This window comes from Weissella minor, assembly GCF_001437425.1.
Lineage (GTDB): Bacteria > Bacillota > Bacilli > Lactobacillales > Lactobacillaceae > Weissella > Weissella minor.
Window position 1 is genome coordinate 28,918 of record NZ_JQCD01000021.1, and the last position, 15,279, is coordinate 44,196.

At 39.8% G+C, this 15,279-nt stretch carries 13 protein-coding genes and 1 tRNA gene; 10 read left to right on the top strand and 4 right to left on the bottom strand.

Annotation, left to right across the window (positions count from 1 at the left end):
* Both IV67_RS09395 and IV67_RS02565 read left to right on the top strand, forming a co-directional pair.
* Positions 1 to 680: tetratricopeptide repeat protein (locus tag IV67_RS09395; RefSeq protein WP_169790528.1), on the top strand; the 680-nt coding region annotated here is incomplete at its 5' end.
* Positions 681 to 919: 239 nt separating this feature from the next.
* Positions 920 to 1,297, top strand: a complete 378-nt coding sequence (locus tag IV67_RS02565; RefSeq protein WP_057786812.1) for a tetratricopeptide repeat protein — start codon at positions 920 to 922, stop codon at positions 1,295 to 1,297.
* A 115-nt stretch (positions 1,298 to 1,412) separates the two neighbouring features.
* On the opposite strand, the gene IV67_RS02570 is transcribed toward IV67_RS02565, so the two are convergent.
* Positions 1,413 to 2,633 (bottom strand): CinA family nicotinamide mononucleotide deamidase-related protein, encoded by a 1,221-nt coding sequence (locus tag IV67_RS02570; RefSeq protein WP_057786814.1) that lies wholly within the window; start codon positions 2,631 to 2,633, stop codon positions 1,413 to 1,415.
* Between the two features lie 162 nt (positions 2,634 to 2,795).
* Here IV67_RS02570 and IV67_RS02575 point away from each other — a divergent pair, with 162 nt between their 5' ends.
* Genes IV67_RS02575 through IV67_RS02585 form a run of 3 tightly spaced genes read left to right on the top strand, consistent with a single transcriptional unit; the run spans position 2,796 to position 5,524 of the window.
* Entirely contained in the window at positions 2,796 to 3,809 is a 1,014-nt protein-coding gene (locus IV67_RS02575; RefSeq protein ID WP_057786816.1) for a hypothetical protein, read from the top strand.
* An 8-nt stretch (positions 3,810 to 3,817) separates the two neighbouring features.
* Complete coding sequence (locus IV67_RS02580) at positions 3,818 to 4,420, top strand: hypothetical protein (RefSeq protein WP_057786818.1); 603 nt, start codon at positions 3,818 to 3,820, stop codon at positions 4,418 to 4,420.
* A gap of 15 nt (positions 4,421 to 4,435) precedes the next feature.
* Positions 4,436 to 5,524 carry a hypothetical protein gene (locus IV67_RS02585; RefSeq protein WP_057786820.1) on the top strand — a complete coding sequence of 363 codons (1,089 nt, stop codon included), beginning with the start codon at positions 4,436 to 4,438 and terminating at the stop codon, positions 5,522 to 5,524.
* A gap of 34 nt (positions 5,525 to 5,558) precedes the next feature.
* On the opposite strand, the gene IV67_RS02590 is transcribed toward IV67_RS02585, so the two are convergent.
* The gene (locus IV67_RS02590) at positions 5,559 to 6,071 is read right to left on the bottom strand and encodes a hypothetical protein (RefSeq protein WP_057786822.1); all 513 of its coding nucleotides are present in this window, start codon (positions 6,069 to 6,071) and stop codon (positions 5,559 to 5,561) included.
* Positions 6,072 to 6,270: 199 nt separating this feature from the next.
* Between IV67_RS02590 and leuS the strand changes: the two genes are divergently transcribed.
* The 4 genes from leuS to IV67_RS09400 all read left to right on the top strand — a co-directional run bounded on the left by leuS (position 6,271) and on the right by IV67_RS09400 (position 11,828).
* Positions 6,271 to 8,685 (top strand): leucine--tRNA ligase, encoded by a 2,415-nt coding sequence (gene leuS, locus IV67_RS02595; RefSeq protein WP_057786824.1) that lies wholly within the window; start codon positions 6,271 to 6,273, stop codon positions 8,683 to 8,685.
* 180 nt (positions 8,686 to 8,865) lie between these two features.
* Positions 8,866 to 8,938 (top strand) — tRNA-Arg (locus IV67_RS02600).
* A 32-nt stretch (positions 8,939 to 8,970) separates the two neighbouring features.
* The gene (locus tag IV67_RS02605) at positions 8,971 to 11,442 is read left to right on the top strand and encodes a putative polysaccharide biosynthesis protein (protein WP_236698238.1); all 2,472 of its coding nucleotides are present in this window, start codon (positions 8,971 to 8,973) and stop codon (positions 11,440 to 11,442) included.
* 248 nt (positions 11,443 to 11,690) lie between these two features.
* Positions 11,691 to 11,828, top strand: coding sequence for a hypothetical protein (locus IV67_RS09400; RefSeq protein ID WP_169790527.1), 138 nt, complete (start codon positions 11,691 to 11,693; stop codon positions 11,826 to 11,828).
* A 110-nt stretch (positions 11,829 to 11,938) separates the two neighbouring features.
* Here IV67_RS09400 and IV67_RS02610 read toward each other — a convergent pair whose 3' ends face one another.
* Together IV67_RS02610 and IV67_RS02615 are read right to left on the bottom strand one after the other, a co-directional pair.
* The gene (locus IV67_RS02610; RefSeq protein WP_057786826.1) at positions 11,939 to 12,259 is read right to left on the bottom strand and encodes a DUF7671 family protein; all 321 of its coding nucleotides are present in this window, start codon (positions 12,257 to 12,259) and stop codon (positions 11,939 to 11,941) included.
* A gap of 20 nt (positions 12,260 to 12,279) precedes the next feature.
* Positions 12,280 to 12,816, bottom strand: coding sequence for a dihydrofolate reductase family protein (locus IV67_RS02615; protein WP_057786828.1), 537 nt, complete (start codon positions 12,814 to 12,816; stop codon positions 12,280 to 12,282).
* Positions 12,817 to 13,077: 261 nt separating this feature from the next.
* On the opposite strand from IV67_RS02615, the gene IV67_RS02620 reads away from it, so the two are divergent.
* On the top strand, positions 13,078 to 15,279 hold a 2,202-nt coding region (locus IV67_RS02620), incomplete at its 3' end, for a collagen binding domain-containing protein (protein WP_057786830.1).

Genomic DNA, 15,279 nt, shown 5'->3' on the forward strand with positions numbered 1-15,279 from the left:
GATATAAGAAAGCGATAGCAGAGTATACAAAAGCACTTGAGATAGACCCGGGGTATGCTTATGCATATAATAATCTCGGCCAAGTTTACTTTGAACAGAACAAATACGATGAAGCAGTAGCAGAGTATACAAAAGCGATTGAGTTAGATTCAAAGGATGCAGATATATATAATAATCGATATAATAATCGCGGCCTTGTTTACTTTGAACAGAACAAATATAAGAAAGCAATAGCAGATTATACAAAAGCGCTTGAGATAGACCCTGAGGATGTCGACGCATATAATAATCTCGGCCTAGTTTACTTTGAACAGAACAAATACGATGAAGCAGTAGCAGAGTATACCAAAGCGATAGAGATAGACCCGGGGTATGCTTATGCATATAATAATCTCGGCCAAGTTTACTTTGAACAGAACAAATATGATGAAGCAGTGGCAGAGTATACCAAAGCGCTTGAGTTAGATTCAAAGGATGCAGATATATATAATAATCGCGGCCTAGTTTACTTTGAACAGAACAAATACAAGAAAGCGATAGCAGATTATACAAAAGCGATAGAATTAGATCCAAAGTACGTCGATGCATATTTGAATCGAGGTAAGGTCCTGCAACGACAAAAAAAATATGGTCAAGCAGTAATAGATTATACAAAAGCGCTCGTTAGATTCGGTCAATAATTCATCCTAATTTCTTAGAAGTAAATGATAGTGAATCGACGTTTCCTGGTTTTAAAGTATAATGCGGACGATATAAACACTTCGTCTGTTGGAGAGATATTGCTTACTTACTTTTGTATAAAAAAACTTATTGTATTGATATAACTGCTTGGTGTGATGGGTATATTGTTTAATTTTCTAATATGAAAAAATGAATACCTGTTACTTTAGTGGTAGGTAATGGATTGGAGTTTAGGTTTATGACATACGATGAGATATTTGCTTTAGGGAGGAAGGCGCTTGGTTCAGAAGATTATGATGATGCAATCTCAAATTTAACGAATGCAATTGCGTTAAATCCAAAGCTTCCATTTTCATATAGTTTTCGTGGAGTTGCTTACGCTGAACAAGGAAAATCTGTTGAAGCGATGGCCGATTATATAAAAGTCATTTTGTTACAGTATCAATGGTTGTTGTTAGCTTTAGGCGCATTTTTACTCATTGATGGCGCATATAGTGATGGATCTGGTTTTCAAAATACACACAATAAATATGCAGATATGTTAGCAGATTATGTCTTAACATTAGTAGACTATATAGTGGCCATTGTTAGACATATCCTAAATTTTATTTTTTAAGGACAGTGTTAAAAATCTGAAGCCGATTTTAAATCGTATTGAGTCCAAAAAATTTAGTTTTAGCGCATCTTCAGTCTAACCAAAAAGCCACCCGTTTAAACGCGGGTGGCTTTTTTTATTTACGTTCAAGTAGTGGTAAGTTTAGTGCCGTTCGACGTAATATGTCTAAGGCAATGAACTGGGCTGATTCTGTGTTTGAGGCGTGGTCACGCGCCAAAGTCCGTTCAAAGGTCTGTGTATGATCAGCTAAGGTGATGCTGAACCAGACTTTTTCAGTATGATAGGCCGTATCATCAATCGCCAATTCAGAATTATCTGCATCAGGTGTAATGCTCAACACGATGTCTGATGCTTGTTCAGCTGCTACGGTTTCATTCAAAACTGTGGCAGTTTTAGTGTCTGTTACAGGTATTTGCGGTAATGTGACCGCTTGATAGGTGCCCGCTTCAGAGGCAAGTGGGTTTAACGTTGCGAATACACGCCCACCAGTGAAGTTATCAGCCACACTCACCGTGAAATCATGGTCTTGAATGGCTTGATTAGTTACTGCGGCAAGTGAATTGTCATCATCATAGCCGTATAAGTATTCGCCACCGACTTCATTTATTTTAGTGGCAAGGGCCTCATTTAAGGCGTCTGCCTCAGCTTCAGTTTCAGCTTGTGAGGTTAGACGCACGGTTACTTCATGCTTTTTTGCATAAGTGGCAATAGTTGGATTTGTTTGGGCATCAATTAAGGGGCGTAACTCAGTCTCTAAACGTGATTCACCGATACCATAGTAACGGAGCACGAGCGAGCGCATTACTTGATTTTGGAGATAGTTAGCTTGGAATAATGGCAAAACATATTTATCAACCATCGGTTCCAGTTCCCAAGGTGGTCCTGGTAGGAGTAAGAAGTCAGCACCATCAGGGTTTTGGTAATAAGAACCAACGGCAAAACCGACATCATTTTTGATGGCTTGTCCGCCGTTAATGTACTTAGCTTGCAATTTATTGGATTCGGCCATCGGCACACCAGTTGTTTGGTGCCAATCTACCACTTTATTTAACGCGTCAGCGTCATCAACAAGCGGCTGTTGCAAAAAGTCAGCGGCAACCGACTTTGTTAAATCATCTTCGGTTGGGCCGAGTCCGCCAATCATAATCACGAGATCAGAACGACGATTAGCAACAGTGATTTCAGCCAGCATACGTTCATAATTATCACCAACAATTGATTGATGATAACTATCAATGCCGAACTGACTCAGTTTTTGAGCAATATAGGGACGATTTGTATCGGTAATTTGGCCGAGTAGCAATTCGGTCCCAATTGAAATAATTTCTGCAATCATAGTTGAACCTCACTTAGTTTTATTGAAGCTTACAATGTTAGTATACAGTTAAATAAGAATTTATGTGAAAAAGTCGTATATTCATTCATAAGTCCAATATAAGTTATATATTTGGTATAATTTTATTAAAGCTGTTATTCAACGAAAAGTGGGAGAAAAAATATGAGTGGAACTGAAGAGTTAAAGAATCAATTGGTACATACAGAAGTTGACGGGCAATTAGCACCTTATAGTGCTGAGGAGATTAATGCTGTCCGAACAATTGGGAGTGAGTATTTTAAAGAGCAAGATGATACAGCGAATCAATTATTGAATGCCACAAAATTAAGTGAAATTACGAATGAAATTAAAGGACCAGTGAGTGATGTCATCAATGCTTCACGTAACTTAACGACTGAGGAACAAGGACTCCTTGGTAAGATGTTTACGCGTAGCAAGAACAAGGCTGAAGATTTTGTACAAAGTAAGCAAAATGTTGTGGCTTTGATTGATAAGTCAAAGCGTGAGATTGATGGTCATTTATCAAATCTTGATCAAACGATTGCGACTGTAACGGATTCAGCTTTTAAGACCCGTGATCAGTATATGAAATTGGGCGGGACCATCGAAGAATTACAAACGACTTTGGAGGATGTTAAAAAGCAAAACTTTACAGAACCCGAAGAACAACGTAATCAAAAACAATATGTTGAACGTATTGAAATGCGTTTAGCTCAATTAAATGGGCAACGTGCTATTTTGGAACGTAAAATGTCACAATCAGCCGTGATGGTTGATGCGGCTTTAAATTTGAAGGATGATCTAGAGATTACGGCGGAACAAACGATTGTCGGAATCAAGGATGAAATCATTTTCCAATCACAATTTGACAGTATCGATAAGGCTTCACAAATTGTTGCGAACATTAATGATGCAAAGGATGAATTGTTTAAGGCGAGTGATAAGCGCTTTGGTGATGTGGTGCAACGTGTGGCAGATAATAGTCACAGTACAATGATGAGCTACGATGATATGGTACAGCAACGTCAGGCAATTAATACAGTTGTCACGAAATATAAAGATACCTATGATGCGAAGATGAAACAAATTGAAGCTGATAATGTTAAGTTCCAAGCTGACTTTGATCGTCGTGTTGAAAATGGGGAAGCTGCTGACATGTTGCGTATTCAAGAATAGGGGGATGCATGGCTTTAGTAAATAATATTGAAAAAGCAGCAGACCAAATGAATCAGGTGATTGAAATCGTTAAAGCTTTAGAAGCCCCAGGTAATCTAAAGCGCGCATCAGAACGGAAATTGCGTCAGGTTTTGAGCACCTATGCCGAGGCCATTACTGAGTTGAGTAAGACTGGGAAAATTGTTCAAGGTGTGTCTAATCGTTTTGATGCATTGGACATCACAACTTTGGATGATCAGTTGTATAAAGTTGAAATTGATGCTGCCAGTGACGCATTGAGTCAGCGCAAAGAGAATGCGATGTATGCGGGTATGGCTTTTAATGAGCAACTTGACCTAAAAAAGCAATTACTTTTAGATACCTATACCCAAACGACACGGCAGTTACGAGAAGCAGCAATTTTTATTGAACAAATCTTATTGCAGGTGAAGCTCGACAACAATACGATTAAACAAATGTATTCGGATCGTGTTAAGAAAGATAAGACGCGTTATAATGGTGCCGAACAAGTTAAGCGTGAATACGATCAAGTTGCAGTTGAAATTCAAGCATTAGCTCAGTTCAATCTTGAAGGGATTCAAGCATTGGATGATGCATTTAATCAGTTATAGATAAGGAGGAATGGTATGGGATTTTTCGGTGTTATTTTAGCTGTCCTGTTAGGGATAGTCGCCTTTGTTGCGATTTTTAGTATACCAATCCTTGTTATTGCAGCTGTTGTGCTGTGTATTGTTTGGGTTATACGGAATCGAAATGCGAGTCATGTCGAAGACAGACTTCGTATTCAAAAAAAGTCTGAATGGAGTCGTAGCTTCTTAACGGATGTTGACCCAGATTTCAGTTTGACGACAACGGAGCGTAATGTTTTTGAGGGAACTAGTCGACCAAATGAGTTGAATTATTTGGTTGTAAAAGCAAACGATCGTTTTCCAATTTTTAGTCGTTATAGCTACATGCGTGTCGGGGCAATCAAATTACGTTTAGGGACGATTCAATTCGGTGGTGTGAGCCCTTTTACGGCAAGTGAGATTAGAAATATCGAATATCAAGATAATCGTAAAACTAGTTTGGCAGTACCGCAGCAAATTGCCAAAAAGTTAGCTAGAAAAACGATTGATTTTGGTCATGTGCCAGGTCTTGAGTGGCGCTTCGTGCCAATTTTAGTCGATGAAAAAACGAATGAAATTAAAAATTTCTTCTTCATATCAGTGGCAAGTCGAAATTTTGGTTATTCACCAATGATGATGGAGCATACAAATAGTTTGATTTTTGATGATGATAATTTTAATGAATTTGATGCTAAATTCCATGAGAAGCTTTGGCAAATTGTTCAAGAAAATAATATCCAACGTTTTGCTGAATTACGCAATATTCAACAATCAGCACGGATAATTTTCACCTTTGTGGGCTTGATTGAAGGGGATAAAGATTTCCGTGCGATTAACCAAAGCGTTTATGATCAGTATTATGTTGCTGATTATCTCAATATCAAAAATGCGATTAATCAGGGGATTGAGCTCGATTATAGTAAGGCAATCGAACGATTGAGTGAAGCTGTTGATATGTTTAAAGCGCCAGTGGTTGAATATGCAAAAAAGAATTCAATGCAGTATGAGGCATTGAAGGACCATAGTGAAGATTATGATAATATCTCAGATTTACTTGTTGAAGGATCAAAAGTCAAAGATATTGTGCAAGATAAGATGATTTTCTAAATAAAAAAACGCTAATTGTCAATTAGCGTTTTTTTTATAGGCGTTGAATTAAAATGGCGTGGTCCTTTGAAAGCAAGTCGCTAAATTTTTGAACGCCATAAGCTTTTTCAGGTAATGTTTTGGCATAGTCTTCTAAGATGTCTAATTCGGTGGCATCATTAGCAATCAATAAAATCATGCCTTGATCTTTTAACGCCATCAAAAGGGGTTTAATCACATTGAGTAGAGCCTCTTGGTCGGTAGCAGCATCAATTTGAAAAAGGGCTGCACCAATCGGTTGGGTTGGGTCAAAGTAAGCAGGGATACCTGTAAAATCTTTACTAATTAAGTCAACACGTTCATGTAAACCACTTAAAAATAGGGATGTGGCAACGTCATCAATTTCTTTCTTTTGGTTTGAAAAAGCTAATACTTTCCCTTTATCACCGACGCGACTAGCCAAAAAGCGTGTAATATCACCACGTTTGATTGAGCCGTCGATGGCAATATCACCCACGTGTAAATATTCATCTAAAGTAAGTTGAGCTAGGTTTTGTATGGCACGCATAATCGGCCTCCTGATTTGTTTAATAGTTATTCATTCATTTTAGCACGCGTGAGCGCCATAAATCACATTTTGATAGCAAACTGCTTTTTTTATTCATGGTAAAATTTAAAACAAACGAAAATAAGTGGAACAGCGTGTAATCGTTGAAATGATAGGCTTTTTTTGATAAAGTAAAAACATTAAAGTGAGGTTATCAATTATGACATATCAACACAAAAAAATAGAACAAAAATGGCAACGTTACTGGGATGAAAATCAAACGTTTAAGACTTCATCATCATTTGATAAAGAGAAGTATTATGCGCTAGACATGTTCCCTTTCCCATCAGGGCAAGGATTGCACGTGGGACATCCTGAAGGATATACAGCGACTGATATTGTGTCACGTATGAAGCGGATGCAAGGCTTTAATGTTTTGCACCCAATGGGTTTTGATGCCTTCGGACTACCAACTGAAGAATATGCTATCAAGACAGGTGAAGATCCTAAGACGGTGACGCACAAGAATGTGAAGACTTTCCGTCGTCAAATGAAGTCTTTGGGACTTTCATATGACTGGTCACGTGAAGTTAACACAACGGATCCAAAGTACTACAAGTGGACCCAATGGATTTTTGAACAACTTTATAAGATGGGCTTGGCTTATGAAGATGAAATCATGGTTAACTGGGCACCAGATTATAATGGTGGTACGGTTGTGGCCAATGAAGAAATTATTAATGGTAAGACGGAACGTGGAGACTACCCCGTTTATCGTGTACCAATGCGTCAATGGGCTTTGAAGATTACGGCTTATGCAGATCGTTTGATTGACGATTTGGATGATTTAGACTGGCCAGATGCCATCAAGGAACAACAACGTAACTGGATTGGTCGTTCAGTTGGAGCGGCTGTTGGTTTCCCTGTTGTTGGACATAAGGAAAACATTGAAGTCTTTACAACACGTCCGGATACATTGTTTGGTGCAACTTACTTAGTATTGGCACCAGAACATGAATTTGTGGATCGTTTGGTTACACCACAACAACGTGAAGCCGTTGATGCATTTAAGGCTGAATTGGCAACAAAGTCTGATTTGGAACGTACGGACTTGAACAAAGACAAGTCAGGTGTCTTCACGGGTGCCTATGCGACAAATCCAGCCAATGGTGAACAAATGCCAATTTGGATTGGTGATTATGTGCTTGCTTCATACGGAACAGGTGCAATCATGGCTGTGCCAGCGCATGACCAACGTGATTATGATTTCGCTAAGAAGTATGATTTGCCAATGGTGCAAGTCATTGAAGGTGGCGACATTACTGAACATGCATATACTGGTGATGGCGTTCATATTAATTCAAATATTCTTGATGGTTTGGGTAAGGAAGAAGCCATTGATAAGGCCATTGCTTGGTTGGATGAAAACAGCTTTGGTGAGCGTCGTGTTAATTATCGTTTGCGTGATTGGATTTTCTCACGTCAACGTTATTGGGGTGAACCAATTCCTGTGATTCATTGGGAAGACGGTGAAACAACATTAGTGCCTGAAGATGAATTACCATTGCGTTTGCCAGAAGTTGATAACATCATGCCTTCTGGTACTGGTGAATCTCCTTTGGTTAACATTGATGATTGGGTGAATGTTGTTGATGAAAATGGACGTAAGGGAAAGCGTGAAACGAACACAATGCCACAATGGGCTGGTTCATCATGGTATTACTTACGTTTCATGGACCCACATAACAATGACGCATTAGTGTCTGAAGAAGCGATTAAGTACTGGCATAATGTTGACTTGTACATTGGTGGCGCAGAACACGCCGTTTTGCATTTGCTATATGCACGTTTCTGGCACAAGGTGCTTTATGATTTGGGTGTTGTTGATACAAAGGAACCATTTGAACAATTGTCAAACCAAGGTATGATTTTGGGTGAAAACCATGAGAAGATGTCAAAGTCAAAGGGTAACGTTGTTAACCCTGATGATGTGGTTGCTGAATACGGTGCCGATTCACTTCGCCTTTATGAAATGTTCATGGGACCTTTGGACCAATCAATTGCTTGGTCAGAAGACGGTTTGTCAGGTTCACGTCGTTGGTTAGATCGTGTTTGGCGTTTGTTTATTGATGATGAAGATAAGTTGCGTGATCACGTTACGAATCACAATGATCATAAATTAGACAAGATTTACAATGAAACTGTTAAGAAGGTAACAGATGACTTTGAAAACTTGCGCTTTAACACAGCTATTTCACAAATGATGATCTTCATCAACGAAGCGTATAAGGTGGAGAACATTCCAACTGACTATATGGCTGGCTTTATTCAATTATTGAACCCAGTAGCACCACATATGACTGAAGAGTTATGGTCATATATTCATCCTGATACAACCATCACTTATAGTGAATGGCCAAGTTTTGATGAAGCTGCTTTAGTTGAAGATGAAATCAAAATTGTTGTGCAAGTGAATGGTAAAGTTCGTGCCAACATCATGATTCCAGCCGATGCTGATAAGGACCAAATGTCTGAATTAGCCTTAGCTGATGAAAGCATTCAAGCGCGTTTGGATGGTGCAGAACCTAAGAAGGTGATTGCCGTACCAGGTCGTTTGGTTAATATTGTTGTTTAAAAAATTAAAGTCTGTCATTCATATCATGTGAATGCAGGCTTTTTTGTATTGAATTGTATTTAGCAAAATATGAATTTGCATAAAAAATGATAATATCATCACAAACAGCTCTACATTTCACATAAAATTTAGTATAATGAGTGTTTGTAGTGTGGCGATTAGTACGCTATAAACACTTTTGACGCTATAGTTCAACAGGATAGAACAAGGACCTCCTAAGTCTTAGATCACAGTTCGAGTCTGTGTAGCGTCATTAAGTCCAATTGAAGGGAGACGGCATTACGTATGGCTGATGATAATAGTGCGCAAAGCGAAGACCCATTCCGAGGTCATCTGACAATTGAAGAGTTACAAAAACTGTTAAATGGCGAAATGACTGTAGATGAGATTTTCGCCGAACGCGATAGTCAGTCAGTAGAAACGCCAGAGGATGAGCAGATGAAGGATGATTCAAACACACCCGAAGTAGTACCGGACGAAGAAAAAAATCAGGCTGTGACCGATGAACAAGTTGAAAATAAAGCGACCGCGGCAGAGCAAACTGAGGCAGACCAACCGAAACAAGAAGCAGTTGAAACCATTAAGCCTAAAAAGCTTGAGGTAACAGATGATACTGATTTTGTTGAGCAAGTTTCAACTTTTTCAGTGCATGAAATGGCAGATCCATTTACTGAGCAAAAGTCAGAATCAGAGGCAGTGCATGCTGGCGTAACACCATTAGGTGCAGAACTTGATATGCCAACGCCATTTATGGACGAACTGGAACCGGAATTAAAACCGGAACCAGAAACAGATCAAGCGGATAGCACACCTGCAACAGACAAAGAAGTTGATGCAAGTGCTGATGAGCAAGTGCCTGCTAGTGAACCGACTGATGATGCTGATGACTATGAAACATTTGAGGCGATTACACCAGAACCGGCCACGTTAGATGCTGAGATATCTGGTCTTGAATTTACAGAACCTCAGCCACCAACTTATTACGCTGGTTCAAGTTTCATTGACCAAACGGGTGGGCTAGGTGCAACTTCCGTTATTCCAATTCAAAAACCTGAAAAGGTAACTGATGCGCGTATGCCAAATCCGTCTTCAGACGAACTTGGTGCGGCAGTTGAAGCACAAACCGATGAAGCAGTTGCAGATGACGATGCAGATACATCATCAAGAATGTTGCGTGGTTCATTTTGGATGACAGCTGGTAGTTTAGCATCGAGATTGTTAGGTGCTTTGTATGTGATTCCTTGGATGGCAATGCTGGGTTATACCTATGCGAACCAAGCCAATGCCGTCTATGGTCAAGGATATCAAATTTATAGTTTGGCCTTGATGGTTGCGACAGCCGGGTTGCCAAATGTGTTGGCACGTTTGGTTGCTGAATATGCCTCTAAAAAGCAATTTAATCATGTTCAACAAGTCTTTAAACAATCGTTGATTCTTGGTGGAATTATGGGAATTATAGCTGCCGGCGTCATTTACTTCTTCGCCGGACCTTTGGGACAAGGTGATCCAAACGTGGCGCGTGTGATTCGATCACTAGCACCGGCAGTTTTGATTATCCCCGGCTTAGCAATGATGCGTGGATTTATGCAAGGATTTGAATTCATGGCGCCGTCCGCTTTATCACAATTTGTGGAACAAGTTGTCCGTGTGGCATACATGTTGGGGATGACTTATTGGATGATGATTGCTGGTCATGGAGATTGGGTTGATGCAACAGCACAATCAACATTTGCGGCCTTCTGGGGTGCTTTGGCAGCGATTATCGTGCTAGTCATTTCAATGATTCGTCGACGTGCATTCTTTAGTGAACAAGCTAAAACGCAAGTTCCGAGTGAACCAATCAATACGATGAGTTTGATGGGTAAGATGGTTCGTCAATCAATTCCAGTTATCTTAGCTGGATCTGCAATTGCGATTGCCCAATTAATGGACCAATACACATTTGCAAATGTTATGAAGCGTTTTACAGACTTTTCAGATTTGGCCATTACAAATATGTTTGCGCAATTTGCGGTTAACTCTAACAAGTTGGTGATGCTGGCTGTGTCATTAGCTGTTGGAATGGCTGAAACAACTTTGCCAATGTTGGCACGTGCTCGTGAAATTGGGTCACGTGAAAATATTGCAAATCAAATTCAATTTGCTTTTAAACTTTTGTCATTCGTCCTAGTCCCAGCTTCATTGGGAATGGCCGCAGTGGCTAAGCCATTATATTTGTTGTTCTATACGACAAACGATGCCCACAACGGTACCTTGGTTTTGCAATATGCTAGTTTCACAGCCCTTGTTTTGGGTGCGTATATGGTTGTATTAGCGATTTATCAAGGATTGAACCAATTGCGCTATACAGTGAAGTTACTAGCCATTATTTTGGGAATTAAGTTAGTGATTCAAGTTCCAGCAATCTTATTGCTTGATGGAATGGGTCCACTATTCTCAACAATGGTCGCGTTCGCAGCCGGATTATGGTTTGCGCTCCGTCGTATTACAAAGGAATATAAGATCAATTGGCATAATTTTGCTTATTCATTGAGTACAATTATCTTCTGGAGCTTAGTGATGTATGCTGTGGCAGCTTTGCTGGCCGCGTTGCTAGGAGCCGTCTTACCTAGTGGTAAGATCTGGCAATTATTGATTTTGATGATTGCTGGTGGTGTTGGCGCAATGATTTACGCGGTTGCTGCTTTAAAGACAGATTTAGCCAAAGATGTCTTAGGTGCACGAGCTGAACGTTTAGCTGCAAAATTACCATTTTAAATTAACGAAACGTTGAAAATTTATTTTCAACGTTTTTTTATATCCTGTGGAAAAAATTGTGGATAAACAGAATTTTCTGTGGAAAAGGTGTCTATTTCGGTGGACATTTTGTGTGAAAATAAAATATTTGTCCACAGAGCAGGTTAAAATGCCTGAATTAGTGGCTTTTCAGCGAAAAATTTGACCTATTCGTTAAAATTAGATACAATAAGACAGTTATCGATAACATTAAATGGAGGAAATCAATTATGGCAATTAAGTCACCATATAACTCATGGGCAAGCAAGCGTCCAGTTAGCAAAGATGCTAAGAAGGTTCGCCGTAACGCCGAAGTTGTAAACATTCAACAATGGGCAAAGGGAACAGCCGAATTGGAATCAAAGTAATTTGATTATCAATTAGCATGATGTCGTTAGACAGCATGCCAGCGTCAGAAGCATTGCTTCTGGCGTTTTTTTGTGCATAAAAATAGCCCACACATAGATGTGGGCTATTTTTAATTAAATTGCGACCATTGCTGGGTTAATCTAGCTAAGAGATCATCATCAACGGATTCTTTTAAAAAGCGTCCCATTGGTGTAATCGTATGCCGATTCTTGAAGGCTAAATCTTTAGTTGCCACGAGCGCAATAAGTTGATTGTTCTCTGTTAGAAAGATTTGGCCAACGGATCCTAATTTACCCTTTGTATGTTTACCAATACGCCAACTGTGGAAATCAGCAGCTGTTAGTGTTGTGTTTTTTGGTAGGTAATTCCCGCTATTAGTTTGTTCTAAAACAACGCCAATTAATTCTTTGGTGGGATATTTATCAGCCATAAGAGACTCCTTTTTTAATATTAGTGTTTGATGGTATAAGTTACTTCAGCTAAAGAACCAAAGTGCGTTGTATTCGTTAATGTCAGCTGTGTTGGTTCGGGAAGTTGATCAAAGAGTCGTTTTCCAGAACCTAACAAAACTGGTGCAATTTGAACCTGTAATTGGTCAACAAGCTGACTTGCGAGCAATTCTGATAGGAGTGGGCCACCACCAATAATCCAAATATTCTGACCAGGTTGTTGTTTCAATCGACGCACAAAGTCAGTGGCGGATTCATCATTGATGATTTGCCCATCATCACATGTGGTCAATGATTTTGAAAAAATATAATTTGTTTTATCAGGATAAAAATCAGCGCCATCGAGGAGTGTTTTAGTTGTTAGATAAGTATTTTTACCAGAAAGGGTGGTATCCACGGTTTTAATAAATTCAGGGTAGCTAACATCAGCATCATTAATGTCAGTATCTAAATTTAGTAACCAATCTAGATTATCATGATCGTCAGCGAGATAACCATCTAAGGTGATAGCGCCATAAAATATAACTTGTCGGCTCATAAATTAGCTCCTTTTGTTGAAATTGGTTCGGACATAAACAATTAATTATACCCACAATTGAAGTGAATATGCCTAGAATTTATTGAATTTGCAAGAAGTCCATTTTTATTAAGGATTAAAAGAAGATGAAAAAACAATTGACTTTTATTAAAAAGTATGGCAAATTATCTAAACCGATAGTTTTGAAAAATAAATAACAGATATGAAGAACGAATAATCGCGATGTTACGGGGGTATATTCACGTTTATTTAGGGGGAAACATGAAAAAAATTTGGCGAGTTTTGAGCCTGGTGGTTTTGATATGGGGCGGGATAGGACTACTGATACAGCCAGCATCAGCGCGTGAATTAGCACAAACGGATGTTGTGGATAGTTTTAAAGTGACTGAAAAGCGTTTGGTGCAGGGGCAACAAACGGCCGTGACAGTCCATTTTAGTGCCAAAACGGATACGAAGATTCAACCAGCAGATACGCTGACTTTTACGATGCCGCAAGAATTGATGGGGATTACAGAGCAAGGTGATAGAACCCGGCAAGTACCATTAGGTGAGTTAGGGGAAGTCGCGATTTTTAAAGATCGCGTGGTGGTAACTTTTAATGACAATGTGGAAAGTTTGAATGGCGTCCGCGGTAATTTCAATTTTGGGATTGAGACGCGACGCACTGAGAAAAAAGAGCCCGTCGTCATTTTGACAAATTTTGGAACCTTATTAGATCCGATTGAGATTAATGTTTTAGGGCAACGAGCACCGGAACAAGGTCAACAAAGGGAACTGCCCTTTTTCTACAAGGTTGGTGATCAACAAGGGGCCGCAAATCAAATTCGCTGGTTTTTGAATGTTAATTTGAACAAGGCTGATCTGGGTAGTGATATCACATTACGGGATACATCTGGTGCAGGGCAAACAGTAAATCCTGACAGTTTTCGAATTTTAGTTGATAATACAGAAGCGCGTCGTGAATTAACATTGGCTGATTTTGAAAGCCAGGCTTATGGGAAAATGCACTTCCAACCAAGTGGCATGTTTGATTTAACCTTTAATCGAGATAAAGCCCGTTTCACAGCCTTCAATGTTATTTATACGACAAGTTTGACCCAAACGGGTTTGAAGCAGAAGCAATTAAAAAATCACTATGAGTTACATTACGAGCCGATAACGGGTCCGAATAAGGATGAAGAAGGCACGGCCATCGTTAATAATTTATTCGCATCAGGTGAAGCAAATGGTGATAAGTTTGAAAAGCATCCTGATGAAGTTGTGGAAGAGCAACCGGAAGAGACAGTGGAACCGATTGAACCAGAAATGCTGGGACCACGTTTTGCGGAAGAAAGTGTTGTCAAAACACCAAGTGAGCAAGTTGAAGTAACACAACCCGAAGTTCATGCAGATGAAGTTGTGGAAGAACAACCAGTTGAAACGGTAGAGCCGATTGAACCAGAACAAGTTCAACCACAGCAAGCAGAAGAAAAGGTTGTTGAAACACCAAGTGAGCAAGTTGAAGTAATACAACCCGAAGTACACGCAAATGAAGTTGTGGAAGAGCAACCGGTTGAAACGGTAGAGCCGATTGAACCAGAACAAGTGCAACCACAGCAGACGGAAGGAAAGGTTGTTGAAACACCAGGTGAACAAGCTCAAATAACACAACCGGAAGTTCATGCAAATGAAGTTGTGGAAGAGCAACCAGTTGAAACGGTGGAGCCGATTGAACCAGAACAAGTGCAACCACAGCAGGCGGAAGAAAAGATTGTCGAAACGCCAGGTGAACAAGTTGAAGTGACAAAACCAGAAGTTCATACAAATGAAGTTGTGGAAGAACAACCGGTTGAACCAGAAACGATTGAGCCGCGTTTTGCAGAAGAAAGTGTTGTTGAAATGCCAAGTGAGCAAGCAGAAGTAACACAACCCGAAGTACACGCAAATGAAGTTGTGGAAGAGCAACCGGTTGAAACGGTAGAGCCGATTGAACCAGAACAAGTGCAACCACAGCAGGCGGAAGGAAAGGTTGTTGAAACACCAAGCGAGCAAGCTCAAATAACACAACCGGAAGTTCATGTAAATGAAGTTGTGGAAGAGCAACCAGTTGAAACGGTGGAGCCGATTGAACCAGAAGTAGTTCAACCACAGCAGGTGGAAGAAAAGGTTGTTGAAACACCAAGTGAACAAGTTGAAGTAACACAACCCGAAGTTCATACACCTGAAATTGTGGAAGAGCAACCGGTTGAAAAGACTGAATCGATTCAACCGGAACAAGCGGAAGAAAGTGTTGTCGAAACGCCAAGTGAGCAAGCAGAAGTGACACAACCAGAAGTCCACGCAAATGAAGTTGTGGAAGAGCAACCGGTTGAAACGGTAGAGCCAATTGAATCAGAAGAAGTTCAACCACAGCATGTAGAAGAAAAGGTTGTCGAAACACCAAGTGAGCAAGTTGAAGTAACGCAACCGGAAGTTCATACGAAT

Excerpts from the sequence above, each read along its gene's own strand:
- IV67_RS02610 (WP_057786826.1), bottom strand. The coding sequence starts at position 12,259 with ATGGCTGATAAATATCCCACCAAAGAATTAATTGGCGTTGTTTTAGAA.
- IV67_RS02585 (WP_057786820.1), top strand. The coding sequence starts at position 4,436 with ATGGGATTTTTCGGTGTTATTTTAGCTGTCCTGTTAGGGATAGTCGCC.
- leuS (WP_057786824.1), top strand. The coding sequence starts at position 6,271 with ATGACATATCAACACAAAAAAATAGAACAAAAATGGCAACGTTACTGG.
- IV67_RS02605 (WP_236698238.1), top strand. The coding sequence starts at position 8,971 with ATGGCTGATGATAATAGTGCGCAAAGCGAAGACCCATTCCGAGGTCAT.
- IV67_RS02565 (WP_057786812.1), top strand. The coding sequence starts at position 920 with ATGACATACGATGAGATATTTGCTTTAGGGAGGAAGGCGCTTGGTTCA.
- IV67_RS02570 (WP_057786814.1), bottom strand. The coding sequence starts at position 2,633 with ATGATTGCAGAAATTATTTCAATTGGGACCGAATTGCTACTCGGCCAA.
- IV67_RS02575 (WP_057786816.1), top strand. The coding sequence starts at position 2,796 with ATGAGTGGAACTGAAGAGTTAAAGAATCAATTGGTACATACAGAAGTT.
- IV67_RS02615 (WP_057786828.1), bottom strand. The coding sequence starts at position 12,816 with ATGAGCCGACAAGTTATATTTTATGGCGCTATCACCTTAGATGGTTAT.
- IV67_RS02590 (WP_057786822.1), bottom strand. The coding sequence starts at position 6,071 with ATGCGTGCCATACAAAACCTAGCTCAACTTACTTTAGATGAATATTTA.
- IV67_RS09400 (WP_169790527.1), top strand. The coding sequence starts at position 11,691 with ATGGCAATTAAGTCACCATATAACTCATGGGCAAGCAAGCGTCCAGTT.
- IV67_RS02580 (WP_057786818.1), top strand. The coding sequence starts at position 3,818 with ATGGCTTTAGTAAATAATATTGAAAAAGCAGCAGACCAAATGAATCAG.